13 protein-coding genes and 1 riboswitch are annotated in these 15,158 nt (G+C 68.3%); of the genes, 1 reads left to right on the top strand and 12 read right to left on the bottom strand.

Annotated features, from left to right (window positions below):
- Positions 1-25: 25 nt before the first annotated feature.
- The 11 genes from gcvP to secA2 form a co-directional block, all read right to left on the bottom strand.
- A complete protein-coding gene (gene gcvP / locus QRN63_RS28860; RefSeq protein WP_285034498.1) occupies positions 26-2,896 on the bottom strand; it encodes an aminomethyl-transferring glycine dehydrogenase in 2,871 nt (956 codons plus the stop codon).
- A gap of 131 nt (positions 2,897-3,027) precedes the next feature.
- A riboswitch (glycine riboswitch) is annotated at positions 3,028-3,125 on the bottom strand.
- Between the two features lie 99 nt (positions 3,126-3,224).
- The gene (locus tag QRN63_RS28855) at positions 3,225-3,851 is read right to left on the bottom strand and encodes a MerR family transcriptional regulator (protein ID WP_267317673.1); all 627 of its coding nucleotides are present in this window, start codon (positions 3,849-3,851) and stop codon (positions 3,225-3,227) included.
- A 260-nt stretch (positions 3,852-4,111) separates the two neighbouring features.
- Entirely contained in the window at positions 4,112-4,606 is a 495-nt protein-coding gene (locus tag QRN63_RS28850) for a bifunctional nuclease family protein (RefSeq protein WP_061002591.1), read from the bottom strand.
- A gap of 52 nt (positions 4,607-4,658) precedes the next feature.
- On the bottom strand, positions 4,659-5,399 hold the full coding sequence (gene ftsR, locus QRN63_RS28845; protein ID WP_285034497.1) for a transcriptional regulator FtsR: 741 nt from the start codon (positions 5,397-5,399) through the stop codon (positions 4,659-4,661).
- 15 nt (positions 5,400-5,414) lie between these two features.
- Positions 5,415-5,891 carry a glycogen accumulation regulator GarA gene (gene garA, locus QRN63_RS28840; RefSeq protein ID WP_267317675.1) on the bottom strand — a complete coding sequence of 159 codons (477 nt, stop codon included), beginning with the start codon at positions 5,889-5,891 and terminating at the stop codon, positions 5,415-5,417.
- A gap of 200 nt (positions 5,892-6,091) precedes the next feature.
- Complete coding sequence (gene gcvH / locus QRN63_RS28835) at positions 6,092-6,487, bottom strand: glycine cleavage system protein GcvH (protein ID WP_267317676.1); 396 nt, start codon at positions 6,485-6,487, stop codon at positions 6,092-6,094.
- 60 nt (positions 6,488-6,547) lie between these two features.
- On the bottom strand, positions 6,548-7,336 hold the full coding sequence (locus tag QRN63_RS28830; RefSeq protein WP_285034496.1) for a DUF881 domain-containing protein: 789 nt from the start codon (positions 7,334-7,336) through the stop codon (positions 6,548-6,550).
- The gene (locus QRN63_RS28825; RefSeq protein WP_053856224.1) at positions 7,333-7,665 is read right to left on the bottom strand and encodes a small basic family protein; all 333 of its coding nucleotides are present in this window, start codon (positions 7,663-7,665) and stop codon (positions 7,333-7,335) included. The genes QRN63_RS28830 and QRN63_RS28825 overlap by 4 nt, the downstream gene beginning before the upstream one ends.
- 25 nt (positions 7,666-7,690) lie before the next feature.
- Positions 7,691-8,629: a DUF881 domain-containing protein gene (locus QRN63_RS28820; RefSeq protein WP_285034495.1), complete on the bottom strand. Its 939-nt coding sequence runs from the start codon at positions 8,627-8,629 to the stop codon at positions 7,691-7,693.
- On the bottom strand, positions 8,626-9,234 hold the full coding sequence (locus QRN63_RS28815; RefSeq protein ID WP_267317679.1) for a CDP-alcohol phosphatidyltransferase family protein: 609 nt from the start codon (positions 9,232-9,234) through the stop codon (positions 8,626-8,628). Before QRN63_RS28815 ends, QRN63_RS28820 begins: the two co-directional genes overlap by 4 nt.
- 10 nt (positions 9,235-9,244) lie before the next feature.
- Positions 9,245-11,602: an accessory Sec system translocase SecA2 gene (gene secA2 / locus QRN63_RS28810; RefSeq protein WP_285034494.1), complete on the bottom strand. Its 2,358-nt coding sequence runs from the start codon at positions 11,600-11,602 to the stop codon at positions 9,245-9,247.
- Between the two features lie 135 nt (positions 11,603-11,737).
- Here secA2 and QRN63_RS28805 point away from each other — a divergent pair, with 135 nt between their 5' ends.
- Positions 11,738-13,660: an ABC transporter ATP-binding protein/permease gene (locus QRN63_RS28805; protein WP_267317681.1), complete on the top strand. Its 1,923-nt coding sequence runs from the start codon at positions 11,738-11,740 to the stop codon at positions 13,658-13,660.
- Here the strand turns inward: QRN63_RS28805 and QRN63_RS28800 are convergent, their stop codons facing one another.
- Positions 13,661-15,139, bottom strand: a complete 1,479-nt coding sequence (locus tag QRN63_RS28800) for an FAD-binding protein (RefSeq protein WP_285034493.1) — start codon at positions 15,137-15,139, stop codon at positions 13,661-13,663. It lies immediately after the preceding gene.
- Positions 15,140-15,158 lie beyond the last annotated feature (19 nt).

The following is a 15,158-nucleotide window of genomic DNA, read 5'->3' as shown; positions in this document are numbered from 1 at the left end:
TGTGCAGACACGGCCGCTCGCGGAATCAGGCGAAGGCCTCGATCGGCGGGCAGGAGCAGACCAGGTTGCGGTCACCGAACGCGCCGTCGATGCGGCGGACGGGCGGCCACACCTTCGGCCGGAAGCCCTTGCCCAGCGGGTAGGCGGCGTGCTCGCGGGTGTAGGGGTGCTTCCACTCATCGACCAGCAGGCACTCGGCGGTGTGCGGCGCGTTGTGTAGCGGGTTGTCGTCCGCCGGCCACTCACCGGAACCGACCTGGTCGATCTCGGCCTTGATCGCAATCATCGCGGCGATGAAAGCGTCGACCTCGGTCAGACTCTCGCTCTCGGTGGGCTCGACCATCAGCGTGCCGGCCACCGGGAAGCTCATGGTCGGTGCATGGAAACCGTAGTCCGCCAAGCGCTTTGCCACGTCGTCGACGGTGACGCCGGTGGCCTTGGTGATGGCCCGGAGGTCCAGGATGCACTCGTGCGCGACCATGCCGTTCTCGCCGGTGTAGAGCACCGGGTAGTGCTCATCGAGGCGACGGGCGATGTAGTTGGCCGACGCGATGGCGGTCAGCGTCGCCGCGCGCAGACCCGCCGCGCCCATCATCCGGATGTACGCCCACGTGATGGGCAGGATGGATGCCGAGCCGTACGGCGCCGCCGAGACGGTGTGGTCGTCGGCGAGCTCGGTGGCCAGCGGGTGGCCGGGCAGGTACGGCGCGAGGTGCGAGCGCACGGCCACCGGGCCGACACCCGGACCACCGCCGCCGTGCGGGATGCAGAACGTCTTGTGCAGGTTCAGGTGGCTGACGTCGCCGCCGAACTTGCCCGGCCGGGCCAGCCCGACGATGGCGTTGAGGTTGGCACCGTCGACGTAGACCTGACCGCCGGCGTCGTGCACCGCGGCGCAGATGTCGGCGACGTCGTGCTCGTAGACGCCGTGCGTGGACGGGTAGGTGATCATCAGCGCGGCCAGGTCACCGGCGTGCTCGGCGACCTTGGCGCGCAGGTCGTCCAGGTCGACGTCGCCGTTCTCGCGGCACGCCACGACGACGACCTTCATGCCCACCATGGCGGCCGACGCGGCATTGGTGCCGTGCGCGCTGGACGGGATCAGGCAGATGTTGCGGCCTGCCTCACCACGCGCCTCGTGGTAGGCGCGGATGGCCAGCAGGCCCGCGTACTCGCCCTGCGACCCGGCGTTGGGCTGCAGCGACACCGAGTCGTAGCCGGTGATGCTGACGAGCCAGGACTCCACGTCGGCGATCAGCTTGCGCAGCCCCGGGGTGTCCGAGGCCGGGGCGAACGGATGCTGCCGCGAGAACTCGGCCCAGGTGATGGGTTCCATCTCGGCGGCCGCGTTGAGCTTCATGGTGCACGAGCCCAGCGGGATCATGCTGCGGTCCAGCGCGATGTCCTTGTCGGCGAGCGAACGCAGGTAGCGCATCATCTCGGTCTCGGTGCGGTACCGCGAGAACGCCGGGTGCGTCAGGAATTCCGAAGTGCGGGTGTGGATCTCGGGGCCGTCCCAGTGGTGGCCGCCGCGCGTCGCGCCGAACGCCGCGAGCACGGCGTCGACGTGGTCGGCGGTGGTCGCCTCGTCGCACGACACCGAGATGTGGTCGGCGTCGACCAGCCACACGTTGATGCCGCGCTCCTTGGCGGCCGCCTGCACCTGCTCGGCCTTGCCGGGCACGCGAGCCAGGACGGTGTCGAAGAACTTCGCGTGCACGACCTCGACACCGGCCTCCTTCAGGCCCATCGCCACAGCCAGCGCGTGGCCGTGGACCCGATGCGCGATCGCGGTCAGCCCGCGCGGCCCGTGGTAGCTGGCGTACATCGCGGCGATCACCGCGAGCAGCACCTGGGCGGTGCAGATGTTGCTGGTGGCGCGGTCACGGCGGATGTGCTGTTCGCGGGTCTGCAGGCTCAGCCGGTAGGCCTTGGCGCCGTCGGCATCGACCGAGACACCGACCAGACGGCCGGGCAGCTGCCGGGCGTGCTTGCTGTGCACGGCCAGGTAGCCGGCGTGCGGGCCGCCGAAGCCCATCGGCACCCCGAAACGCTGCGTGGTGCCGAACGCGACATCGGCGCCGATCTCACCGGGCGGGGTGACGAGCGTCAGCGCCAGCAGGTCCGCGCCGACGGCGACCAGCGCGCCGCGCTCGTGGGCCTGATCGACCAGTCGGCTCCAGTCATTGACGTATCCGCTGGCCCCGGGCACCTGGACGATGACGCCGAAGAACTCGCCCTCGGGGAGACCGTCGCGCAGGTCAACGGTGACGATCTCGATGTTCAGCGGTTCGGCGCGGGTGGCCAGCACGGCGGCCGTCTGCGGGTAGATGTCGACGTCGACCGCGAGGCGGCGGCAGTCGCCCTTGACCGCACGGTGCATCAGCGTCATGGCCTCGGCCGCGGCGGTGGCCTCGTCGAGCATGGAGGCGTTGGCGATCTCCATGCCGGTCAGGTCGGTGACCATGGTCTGGAAGTTGAGCAGGGCCTCCAGACGGCCCTGGCTGATCTCCGGCTGGTACGGCGTGTAGGCCGTGTACCAGGCGGGGTTCTCGAGAATGTTGCGGCGCAACACGGCCGGGGTCAGGGTGTCGAAGTAGCCCTGACCGATCATCGACACCGCGACGGTGTTGGTCTCGGCCAGCGCACGCAACTCGGCCAGCGACTGCTCCTCGGACGCCGGGGCCGGCAGCTCGTCGAGACCGGGCGCCAGGCCGGCGCTGGACAGCGCGTCGAGAATGCCCGCGGGCAACGCCTTGGCGGCAAGCTCTTCCAATGACTCGACGCCGATGACCCCGAGCATGGTGGCCACCGCGTCGGCATCCGGACCGATGTGCCGGTCGACGAAGCGGAGTTGGTGGTGCTCGGCAGAGGAACGGGACGTGCTGTCGGTCATGACGGCCTCTCCAGACGTTAGGGGCTTCCCTCCCCCTCTGTCGTCGGTGCCTGAGAGATTCGGCCCGACGATGTGGTCGGCCTTTCCCCATGGGCGGGCGAGTCACAGCTCGCCGCTTTCCAGAGGCATCGGGCTCCGGCGCGGTCCGGGGGCCTGAGAGGTTGATGGAGAGGTATTGCTCCTTCGGCGTCCATGGCTGGCGGCCACAGAACTCTCCCGCGTCGGGACGATGCGCGCGCCAGTCTACCGGTCGGTCACAAAAGGAGGCGAAGCGACAGCAAACGGCCCCTCTCCGTGGGGAAAGGGGCCGTTGCTCTGCTTTGGGGCCTCAGCCGATCTTGCGGTCGCGCTGCTTGCGCCGCGATGCGAGCTCGTCCTCTGGGGTGGCGATGGACTCGCCGCCGTCGGCCCGCTCGCCCGGGAAGTCGGCGATGGCACCGGTGAGCTCGCGCATGGCACCCGAGACCGCGATGCCGAAGACGCCCTGACCGCCTTGCAGCAGGTCGACGACCTCCTCGGCGGAGGTGCACTCGTACACCGTGGTGCCGTCCGAGAACAGCGTGATGTTGGCCAGGTCGTGGACGCCGCGCTGACGCAGGTGGTCGACCGCGACGCGGATGTTGTGCAACGAGATGCCGGTGTCGAGCAGCCGCTTGACGATCTTGAGGACCAGGATGTCCTTGAACGAGTACAGGCGCTGGCTGCCGGAGCCGGCGGCGCCGCGGATCGACGGGACGACCAGCGAGGTGCGGGCCCAGTAGTCGAGCTGGCGGTAGGTGATGCCGGCGATCTGGCAGGCGCTCGGCCCGCGGTAGCCGACCAGTTCATCGGGAACAGACTCGTCGGGGAACAGGCCTGCCTGCACCGGCACTGGAGCCGGTGTCGGGGCGGCCTGCTCAGGCGCGCCGTTGGTCGTCAGGTCCAACTGCTCTTGACGTGGCGTCTCGTCGCCCACTGCCTGATCCTCTCGCCGATCGAACTAACCCTGCCTGGCGGCCGCTGCTGCTCGGCGGGCATGTCCGCTGCTCGAATGTGTCGAGCATACGCTTCCCGCCGGGCCACTTCAGCCCATCGGCGGCGAGCCGCCGGTCGGACTGTTGCCAGAACGAGGAAAGTATGTGGCGCGGATTCGCCGAATCCGCAAACGGCGCACCGAGTGTCGACACGCGCTGACCTAACTGAGATGCATCCGTGACAACGCCCGGACGGACCTCTCTACGTGGCCTTGAAATCGTCCGGCGAAATGCTGTCGAGGAACTCCTTGAACTTCTCGACCTCGTCCTCGCGGACCGGCCCCGACGACTCTTCGTCGGCCTCGTCCGGGATGAGCAGACCGGCTTCGGCCAGCACTGCCTCCTCGACGTAGATCGGTACACCCATCCGCAGTGCGATGGCCACCGAATCCGACGGGCGCGCCGACACCGTGATGTCGCGGTCGAACACCAGGTCGGCGTAGAACGTGCCTTCCTGCAGATCCACGATGCGCACCTCGCGCAGTGAATGCCCAAGCGCGGCAATCAAATCCTTGATCAGATCATGCGTGAGGGGCCGCGCCGGCGAAACACCCTGCTGCTCCAGTGCGATGGCCGCAGCCTCGGACTGGCCGATCCAGATCGGCAGGTAACGGTCGCCGTCGGATTCGCGCAGCAACAGCACGGGTTGGTTCTGCGGCTGTTCCACCCGAATGCCGACCACACGAACCTCGCCCATCAGCGTCTGCCCTCCGCAATCCGTGTGCCATCAACGAATTCGAGTCTAGTCCTCAGCGATCGAGAACGTCGCGCACAGCAGACTTGATCAGTGAAGTGTGCAGCGTGATGGCGAGCGCCGCGACCTCCCGGGCCAGTTCGTCGGCCCGGTCACGGGCCCCGGCGTTGCCGGCTTTACCGATGGGGCCGGCGATCTGGGCGATCAAATCCGACTGCCGGTCGGCGGCGGACCGGAAGGCCCGCAGATGCCGCGGTTCGACACCGTACTCGCCCAGCGCATGGGCGCATTGTGCGATGACCACGGCGTGTTCGTCGAAGAACCCCGCCGGGCCGGGGATGATCACGCCGCTCTTGACCAACGCGGCCAGCAGCTCCGAGGTGACGCCCGAGCGCTGCAGCAGATCCTCGCGGCTGAGCCGGACCTGGGCAGGCGCTACCTCATCAGGATGGCCCGGGCCTCCGCCATCGACGTCGAGATCGGGAACCAATTTCGGTACGCCGTAAGCGGATCCGTTCGACGGCAGCGCGCCGTCGGGCTGGGCGTCCAGCTGCGCCTTGATGACCTTGAGCGGCAGGTACTGGTCGCGCTGTGCGGACAGGATGAACCGCAGCCGCGCGCAGTCATAGGCCGTGAAACGACGGTAGCCCGACCCAGTGCGTTCGGGCGTGACCAGACCCTGTTCCTCCAGGAACCGGATCTTGGAGATGGTCACATCCGGGAAGTCTGGCCGGAGCAGGTCGAACACTGCTCCGATCGACATCCCGGCCACTGCACTGCGGTCGGGCTGCGTCATGGACTGACCGCCGGTCTAACCAGCCGAGCTGTCGTCGGTCTTGGGGCCGGTCAGGAACACGAGGCGGAACTTGCCGATCTGGACCTCGTCGCCGTTGGCCAGTACCGCCGAGTCGACGGGCTCGCGGTTGACGTAGGTGCCGTTGAGGCTGCCGACGTCGACCACCTGGAACTCACCGGACTCGAGCCGGAACTCGGCGTGGCGACGGCTCACCGTCACATCGTCGAGGAAGATGTCGCTGTCGGGATGACGGCCCGCCGAGGTGCTCGGCTGATCCAGCAGGAATCGCGAGCCGGCATTCGGCCCGCGCTTGACCACCAGCAGGGCCGAGCCCACCGGCAGTCCTTCAACTCCGGAGACGGCAGTGGTGCCGCTCGTCGAAGCCGGGGCGTCGAGCTCGTTGAGGAAGTCCGCACGGAAGACCGATGTGGTCTCCACCGTTGCCTCCTCGGAGCCGAAATCGGTCCCCGAACCGCTGTCGTTATCCGTCACGCGCTGCTCCTCTACTGGCTGCTGTGGCGCTCTTTTGCACGACCAGCCGGCAGGTGCTGCCAGCAGTCATCGATGTCGCGTACGTCCCACTATTGACCGTACCGCGCGGCGCGGGCCGGTGTGCCCGCCACCGCCGGATCCGCCGAGCCGACTTTGGTGTCGCCACGGCCGAACCGGACCGCAGCACCCTAACAAAAGGGTTACTCGTCAAGGGTCGCCCGGTAGCCGTCCGCGTCGAGCAGACCTTCGAGCTGGCTGTCCAGTTCGGCCGCGTCGGCCTGCAGTTCGATGAGCCAGCCGGCGTCGTACGGGTCGGAGTTGACCAGGTCGGGCGAGCCTTCCAGATCACCGTTGACCGCAACGATTTTCGCGGCGATCGGGGCATACAGCTCCGAGGTCGTCTTGGGCGATTCGACCTCGCCGAACACGTCGCCGGCGGCCAGCGTGGTGCCGACCTCGGGCAGATCGACGTAGACCACGTCACCCAGCGCGCCCTGCGCGAAATCGGTGATTCCGACCCGCACGGTGCCCTCGCCGGTGCGGCGCACCCATTCGTGCTCGGTGGTGTACAGCAGATCGGCTGGCGTTTCGCTCACGACGCTCCTTGAGTGTTGGTGGGGTACATACGATACGGCTCGACGATCAGGCCCGGCGGTCTACTTGACGGGCTGAGCGTATTGGCGCGGTTTCGGTTGCCGCAAGGCACTCACGTCGATCGTGTCGGCCTGTTGCACGGTCATTGTGCCGCCCACCCGTTTCACACTGTCCATCGCCCCGCCCGGGATGTTCATCGCGGCGGCGAGTGTCGGCGGATCACCAATGGCGAGAATGGAATAGGGCGGGTTCATGGTCACGTTGTCGACCACCAGCGCGCCCGCGGTGCCGGTCACCCAGGTGTCGACGCCGACGCGCACCGCGGTCTGCTGGTCGCCGCGTCCCGACCGGATCTCCATGGCCTCGGCACCGGCGGCGCGCAACTCGTTGATGACGTCGAGCAGGGTCTCGGGCGACACGCCCGGAGCGATGTCCTCGATGGTGATGGTGACACCCGGACCGGTGGCCGCGACGGTGCCGATCAGGATCGACAGGGCACGCAGCCGCGCCTGCGCATTCTCGATGGCGGCCTGGTCGCTGTTTCCGGACGCCTGCAGCGACGACAGCGTCTTCTGCAGGTCGGCGACCTCGGTGTTGAGGGCCGCCTCGCGCTGTTGCAGCGAGTCGAGCAGCACCAGCAGGTCGGCGGGCCGCGCGGTGTCGAGCGCGTCACCCGATTCGGTCTGGCGCACCTGCGTTGCGATGGCCACCCCCAGCAGCACGCAGAGCAGTACCGCCAGCGCGCCGAACATCAACTGCGACCGGGTGCGCGGCGGCCGTGCCGGGACGCCGTCGGGCAGCTCGTGCCGGCCGTGGTGTTCCTCTTCCGCGTGCTCCTCGTCCACCGTCACGCCCCGAACAGCCTGCGCCGCAGCGCCGCCGCATTGCCGAAGATCCGGATACCCAGCACCACGATGATCGCGGTGGACAGCTGGGTGCCCACGCCCAGCTGGTCGCCCACGTAGACGATCACCGCGGCGACGAGGACGTTGAAGACGAACGAGATGACGAAGACCTTCGCATCGAAGATGCGCTCCAGGTAGGCCCGCAGTCCCCCGAACACCGCGTCCAGCGCTGCCACCACGGCGATCGGCAGGTACGGCTGGACCGCCTCGGGCACGCTGGGGTGGAAGATCAGCCCCACCACGATGCCGACCACCAGTGCCGCGATCCCGATCATGCGCGCGTACTCAATCCGGCTCCAATCACTTTGGCTCACTTGGCCTGGCGAAGTTGACATCTCGTACCGACGCGGCCGACACCGTGAGCCGGTCCCGGGTCTGGACGCTGATTCCCACCCCGTACGACTGGGCGAGCAGCATCAGCCGCTGCATGGCAGGAGTCTGCTCGAACACCTCTTGCAGCGCGTGCGGCGGCCCGATGGCCACGACGACGTAAGGGCTGGCCACCGGCTGGTTGTCGACGAGGATGCCACCGCCGGCCTGCCGCATGGTCACGTTCGGCCCGATCCGCACGCCGCCGACCGAGATCGCCTCGGCCCCGGCCGCCCACAACGAGTTGACGCCCAGCTGCAGGTCCCGGTCCAGGATGATCTGCGGGCTGCCGGCAACCCGCTGTTTGGACACGTCGGACAGGTTCGGGCTCGCCGGGGGCTCGGTGACGGTGACGGTCAGGCCGGGGCCGGTCACGGCGGTCACGCCGGCACTGAATTCGGCCTGCTCGAGGGCGGTCAGCAGTTCCCGGCCCGTCGCGTCACCGGCCAGCCGGCTGCGGCGGGCAGCCTCCACCTGACCGGCCAGGGCGTCGCGGGTGGCGGTGCTGTCGCGTGTCCGCGCTTCGGCGGTGCGGGCGTTGGCCGACAGCACGTGTTGGGTCTGGTCGTTGGCCGGAGCCATCGACACCGCGTGCTGCGCCGCCGTCACGAACACCACCGACACCGCGGCGACGCCGACCAGCAGCCAGGCGCCGTCGATGAACCACGAGCGCGCGCTCGGGCCGGCACCCGCACCCTTGCGGCGCTCGGCCGCGGCGGCGTAGCCGGGGTCGAGATGGTCGGTGAGCAGCGAGCGCAGCAGTGACGGCACCGGAATCCGGACCGGCTCGTCGGCGACGTGACTGTTGCGACCGGCCTCCGGCCGGTAGCCGCCCAGCGCCCGGTCCCGAGGTGTCCCGGCTTCTGTCACGCCGCAGACCTCGTCACCGGCGGCAGCTGCCGCAGCACCATGGAGACCTGGATCAGATAGAGCACGGCGGACCACAGATACATGGCCATGCCCCACACCAGGAACGCCCACCCGCAGGCCAGCACCGCCCGGCTCCAGGCGTCCGGCCACTGCCCCAGCAGCACCAGCGGGAAGCCGGACATCAGCGCGAACGTCGCGGCCTTGCCGATGTAGGTGACCGGCAGTGCCGTCAGCCCGCGGCCGCGCAACAGCGGCAGCGTGGCCGCCAGCACCAGGTCACGGCCGATCAGGGTCAGCACGATCCACCACGGCACGACGTGCGCGATCGCCAGTGCGACCGGCACGACGAGCATGTAGATCCGGTCGACCAGTGGGTCCAGCAGCTCGCCCAGCCGCGACGACTGGTTCGGCACCAGGCGGGCGATCTTGCCGTCGGCCCAGTCCGAGAAGCCGCTGAACATCAGGATCGCGACAGCCCAGCCGTTCGCATGCGCCGACAACAGCAGGTACAAGAACACCGGGACCAGCAGCAACCGCAATGCGCTGAGCGCATTGGGGATCGTCAGCACCCGGTCGCCCGCTTCGGCTTCTTGCTGGCGGTCCATAGGGCTAAACCTAACGGAATACCCCGGGCAGGCTCAGCGCTGCCATCGTGTCGTCGGCCAGCGGGTTGTCGTGAATCATGTACGTCCACGTCGACGTCGGGCGGGCCAGCTTGGACAGATCCAGGCCGGGCTCGTCCTCGAGCACGTTGGCGGTCTCGAAGGTTTGTTGCGCCGCCTCGATGGCGTCGGCCGCCAGTGACGCGAACGCGTCGACCGCCATGCGATGGAACTCGTCGAGCGGATCCTGACGTCCCAGCGCGCGCAGATGGATGCTCTCGCGGATGTCGGACAAGTAGGCCAGATGGTCGGCCCAGCCGCGGTCCAGGTGGTACAGCATGATCAGCCGGCAGATGCGCTCGAGCTCGTCCTCGGCGCCCGCTTCCCCAATCTGGCTGGCCAGTTCCTGGTAGCGGTCCGGCGACAGCTCCTTGAGCTCATCACGCGCGGTCGTGGTGCGCAGCAGGGTCTCGCGGCGTTCCACGATGATCGCGCGCTGTTGCGCGGTGAGCTGGTTGTAGCGCCAGGTGTTGGCGTGCACATCCAGCAACCGGCCCTCGGCGACGCGCTGCGCGTGCTCGAGCATCTGGCCGGCCCGGTCGCTGACGATGCGGCCGTCCTCGTCGGTCTGCATCGGGAGCTTCTCGGGCTCCAGGTGCGAGACGACGACGTCGTCCTCCCAGCTGGAGAAGAACACCGACGATCCCGGGTCGCCCTGGCGGCCGGCGCGGCCGCGCAGCTGGTTGTCGAGGCGTTCGGTGTGGTGCCGGCCGGTGCCGATGACGTGCAGGCCGCCGAGTTCGGCCACGGCGTCGTGGTCGGCTTCGTCCGACCCGCCGAGACGGATGTCGGTGCCGCGGCCGGCCATCTGGGTGGAGACGGTGACGGTGGCGAGCTTGCCCGCCTCGGCGATGACGGCGGCTTCTTCCTCGTCGTTCTTGGCGTTCAGGACGACGGCGGGCACCCCGGCCTTGACCAGTTTCGCGTGCAGCTCTTCGGATTCGGCGACGTCACGGGTACCGACCAGCACGGGCTGGCCGGTCGCGTGGATCTGCTGGATGTGCTCGATGACGGCCTGGTTCTTGGCGGCCGCGGTGATGTAGACGCGGTCGGCCTCGTCCTCGCGGATGTTCGGCGTGTTCGGCGGGATCGGCGACACCCCGAGCCGGTAGAACTGGCGCAGCTGCTCACCGGCGGCCAGCGCGGTGCCGGTCATGCCGCACACCGTCGGGTAGCGGCCGATGAGGGCCTGGACCGTGATGGTGTCGAGCACCTCGCCGGTCTCGGTGGTCTCGATGCCTTCCTTGGCCTCGACGGCGGCCTGCAGGCCGTCGGGCCAGCGCTGCAGCGACGCGATGCGGCCGCGGGAGGCGTTGATGAGATGAACGGCGTTGTCCCGCACGATGTAATGCACGTCGCGCTGCAGCAGCACATGCGCGTGCAGGGCCACGTTGACCTCGGTCAGGGTCGTGCCGATGTGCTCCTCGGAGTACAGGTCGATGCCACCGAGCGCCTTCTCGAGCTTGCGCGCACCGGCGTCGGTGAGGTGCACGTTGCGACGGTCGGCGTCGGTGTCGTAGTACTGCAGCGAGTCGTCCACGCGGTTCTCCGACGTCATCTCGCCGACCAGCCGGATGATCTCCAGGCGCGGGGTCTCGCGGTGCGTGGTGCCGGCGAGTACCAGCGGCACGAGCGCTTCGTCGACGAGCACGGAGTCGGCCTCGTCGATCAGTGCGACGTCGGGCCGCGGCGACACCAGGTCGTCGACGTGGGTCACCAGCTGGTCGCGCAGCACGTCGAACCCGATCTCGTTGACCGAGGCATAGGTGACGTCGCATTCGTAGGCGGCGCGCCGTTCGTCGGCCGTCGACTCGGCGGTGATCCAGCCGACCGTCAGGCCCATGGCCGCCAGCAGCGGCCCCATCCACTCGGCGTCGCGGCGGGCCAGATAGTCGTTGACCGAGATGACGTGCACGTGCCGTCCCGCGAGCGCGTAGCCGGCAGCGGCGATCGCGCCGGCCAGGGTCTTGCCCTCGCCGGTGGCCATCTCGACGACGTCGCCGGCCATCATGCGCAGGGCGCCGAGAAGCTGAACGTCGAACGGACGCAGGCCCGTGGTGCGCTCTGCCGCCTCCCGGGCGATGGCGAGGAACTGCGGGATGTCGGCGGCATCGGCGAGCTCGGACAGTTCGAGCAGCTTGGCGGCCTTGGTGATCTGCTCGTCGTCCAGCCCCGCGGCCTTGTCGTCGAATTCCGCCGACGCCCGAACCTGATCCATCGATCGGTTCTGGTTCCTGTCGGTGGAAGCACCGAGCAGCTTCCAGAACTTGCTGCTCAGCCGGCCGGATTTCGCGGTGCTGGTTTTCGCCACAGCTCAAAGGTACCGGTCCGCTCCATCCGCTCTCCTGCAGCCGTCCACCTGCCGGAGACCCACGGAACGTGACCGACGTCTCCCGTCTGTGCCTGTCGCGGCGCGGCGTCAATAGAGCACGGGTACCTTGCGGGGATGGATTTGTTCACCCCGACGCTCGAATGGGGCAGTGAGCTCACGACCTCGCTGTGGTGGATCGCCAAAGCCTGGCTGATCGCGGCGGTCTCGACGCTGGTGGTGCTCGTCGCCATCGGGCGGTTCACCGTCTGGGGCCGGCAGTTCTGGCGTATCACCGGCGCCTACTTCGTCGGCCGCGAGAGCATCAAGGTCTGGCTGTGGCTGGCGGCGCTGCTGCTGTCGGTGATCACCGGCGTTCGGCTCACGGTGCTTTTCAGTTATCAGAGCAACGATCTCATGACGAGCTTCCAGGTGGTGGCCTCCGGTCTGGCCGGCCATGACCAGACGGTGAAGAACTCGGGCGAACACGGCTTCTGGCTGTCGATCGGCATCTTCTCGCTGCTGGCAGCGCTGCACGTCGGCCGCATCATGCTCGATCTGTTCATGACGCAGCGGTTCATCCTCGCCTGGCGCGCCTGGCTCACCGACCGGCTCACGGGTGACTGGCTGGAGGGCAAGGCGTTCTACCGGTCCCGCTTCATCGATGACACCATCGACAACCCGGATCAGCGCATCCAGAGCGATATCGACATCTTCACCGCCGGCGTGGGCCCGCTGCCCAACACGCCGAACAACATGTCGACGTCGACGCTGTTGTTCGGCGCCATCAACGCCATCGCGTCGATGCTTTCGTTCACCGCGATTCTGTGGCATCTGTCCGGCACCCTGACCGTCGCCGGGGTCGCCATCCCGAAGGCCATGTTCTGGATCGGTATCGGTTATGTGTTGATCGCGTCGGTTGTCGCGTTCTGGATCGGCCGGCCGATCATCTGGCTGTCGTTCGACAACGAGCGCTTCAACGCGGCGTTCCGGTACGCGCTGGTGCGCATGCGCGATGCTGCCGAGGCCGTCGCGTTCTACCACGGTGAGCTCGCCGAACGGTCGGGCCTGCGCCGGCTGTTCACGCCGGTCGTCGACAACTACAAGCGGTACGTGAACCGGATGATCGGGTTCAACGGCTGGAACCTGTCGATGAGCCAGATCATCGTGCCGCTGCCGTATGTCCTGCAGTTCCCGCGTTTCCTCGCCGGCGAGATCAAGCTCGGCGACATGAACCAGACCGCGTCGGCGTTCGGCAGCATCCAGGACGGGCTGTCGTTCTTCCGCAACGTGTACGACCAGTTCGCCGGTTACCGGGCGTCCATCATCCGTCTGCACGGTCTGGTGACGGCCAACGACGCGGCGCGGCACCTGCCCGTGATCGTCACCGAGGACTGCCCCGACGACACCATCACGCTCGAGAAGGTCACGGTGAGCACGCCGGACGGCCGCGAACTCATCGCGCCGCTGGACCTGTGCCTGTACCCCGGCGAGGCACTGGTGGTCACCGGCCCCTCCGGCAGCGGCAAGACGACCCTGCTGCGCAGTCTGGCCAAGCTGTGGCCGTTCTGCAGCGGCGCCATGCACTTCCCGATGGACGAGAACGAGACGCTGTTCCTGTCCCAGCTGCCGTATGTACCCCTCGGCGATCTGCGCGCCGTGGTGTCCTACCCGAGCAAGGTCGGCACCCACACCGACGAAGCGCTGCAGGCGGTCCTGGGCAAGGTCGCACTGCCGCACCTGGCGAGCCGTCTCGATGAGGTCGACGACTGGGCGAAGGTGCTCTCCCCGGGTGAGCAGCAGCGCGTCGCTTTCGCCCGGGTGCTGCTCACCCGGCCGAAGGCCGTGTTCTTCGACGAGTCGACCTCGGCACTCGACGAGGGCCTGGAAATGATGCTGTACCAACTGGTTCGGACCGAGTTGGCGGGCACCACCGTGGTCAGCGTCAGCCACCGAAGCACCGTCGAACAGCATCACCAGCAGGAGCTGGAACTGCTGGGCGACGGCACCTGGCGGCTCACCCGGATCGAAGACCAGGACGACGCGCCCGCCCGCGTCTGATCAGCGTGTCGCGGCGTGGGTTCCGGCCCGCCGGCCGAAGAACGACCCTTCGCCCAACTGGGTGCCACTGGCATAGCCCTTGCCGTCCTGCGCGATGTTCGACGCACAGGCACCCGCGGCGTACAGCCCCGGCACCGCGCTGCCGTCCTCACGCAGCACTTCGCCGTCGATGCTGACCGACAGCCCGCCCATGGTGAACCCGGAGTACAGGGCGCGGCCGAGCGACAGGTCGAACGCCGCCCACGGGCCATTGTCCTGGGCCGCAACGTAATCCGCCTGCTTGTGGAAGTCGGGGTCCGAGCCCGCCGCGGCGTTGGCGTTGTAGCGCTCCAGCGTCGCGGCCAGGTTGCCGGCCGGGATCCCCAGTGCCTCTTCCATTTCCGCGATCGTCTCCCAGCCGTCGATGAACCGGATCAACGGCATCGCGGGCATCTCGGTGTGCGCCTCGTCGACGATCAGGTAGGCCACCTGGTCGGGCTGCTCGAGCACGAAAGCCGATGTGCGCGAATGGTAGGAGTCCTCGTTGACGAAGCGCTCACCGTTCTGGTTGACGATGACGCCGGTCAGCAGGGTCTCCGGCGGGTAGGCGGCAGCGGTGATGAACAGCTGGTCCAGGTTCTTGGCGACGCCGCCGGCGGACACGCCGAGCTTGATGCCCAGTCCGTCGTCGTTCGGGTTGCCCAGGATGTAGGGCTCAACTTCGCCGTGGTGCTTGGTCTTTCGCTTCTGCCCGAGCGCCGGCGTGTGCTCGGCCACCATCTCCGCGTTCATCGCGAAGCCGCCCGCGGCGATGATCACCGCACCGGCCTTCACGGCGCCCGTCACCCCGAAGTTCTTCCAGCGGACGCCGACGACCGCACCGGCGTCGTCCACCACGAGGTTGGTCGCGCCCGTCTCGTAGCGCATCTCGACGCCGAGCTCGTCTGCGCGCTTCAGCAGCAACTTGATGACCATGTCGGCGCCGCCCAACTCGCCCGGCACCGGCACCGAATGCCCGCGCGGCGCGGCCTTGGCCTGCTCACAGAACGGCCACACCTTCTCGTTGCCGGTGTAGGACAGGCCCTCCGTGCCCGGCGGCACCACCACCTTGCCCGGGTAGTAGCTGCGCTCGAACTGAAAACCCAAGTCCTCCAACCAGTTGAAGTGCTCGACGCTGCCGTCGCAGTAGGCGCGGATCTTGTCGTGCTCGGGGTCGTGGGCGACGGCCACCAGGTACTTGTACATCTCGTCGGCCGAGTCGTCGTGGCCGGTGGCCTGCTGTACTGCGGTGCCGCCGCCCAGGTAGAAGTGACCGCCCGCCATGGACGTCGTGCCGCCCGCGCCGGCCGCCTTCTCCAGCACCAGGACCTTGGCGCCCGCGGCTGCCGCGCTGACTGCGGCACAGCCGCCGGCGATACCGAAGCCGATCACCACGACGTCGGCCTCGTCGGACCATTCGGTGACGTCGGCGGCGTTGACGGTCTCGGGAACTGTTTGCATCGTCTCTCCTGGGCCGGTC

Origin of the sequence: Mycolicibacterium sp. lyk4-40-TYG-92, from assembly GCF_030209435.1 — a bacterium.
Classification (GTDB): domain Bacteria; phylum Actinomycetota; class Actinomycetes; order Mycobacteriales; family Mycobacteriaceae; genus Mycobacterium.
Note: the sequence above shows the minus strand (reverse complement) of the source record. Positions and strands in the feature narration are given on the sequence as shown.

What these genes read in the sequence shown, in the direction of transcription:
- gcvP (WP_285034498.1), bottom strand. Translation starts at nt 2,896, where the DNA reads ATGACCGACAGCACGTCCCGTTCCTCTGCCGAGCACCACCAACTCCGC.
- QRN63_RS28850 (WP_061002591.1), bottom strand. Translation starts at nt 4,606, where the DNA reads ATGGGCGAGGTTCGTGTGGTCGGCATTCGGGTGGAACAGCCGCAGAAC.
- ftsR (WP_285034497.1), bottom strand. Translation starts at nt 5,399, where the DNA reads ATGACGCAGCCCGACCGCAGTGCAGTGGCCGGGATGTCGATCGGAGCA.
- QRN63_RS28825 (WP_053856224.1), bottom strand. Translation starts at nt 7,665, where the DNA reads ATGATCGGGATCGCGGCACTGGTGGTCGGCATCGTGGTGGGGCTGATC.
- QRN63_RS28815 (WP_267317679.1), bottom strand. Translation starts at nt 9,234, where the DNA reads ATGGACCGCCAGCAAGAAGCCGAAGCGGGCGACCGGGTGCTGACGATC.
- QRN63_RS28805 (WP_267317681.1), top strand. Translation starts at nt 11,738, where the DNA reads ATGGATTTGTTCACCCCGACGCTCGAATGGGGCAGTGAGCTCACGACC.
- QRN63_RS28800 (WP_285034493.1), bottom strand. Translation starts at nt 15,139, where the DNA reads ATGCAAACAGTTCCCGAGACCGTCAACGCCGCCGACGTCACCGAATGG.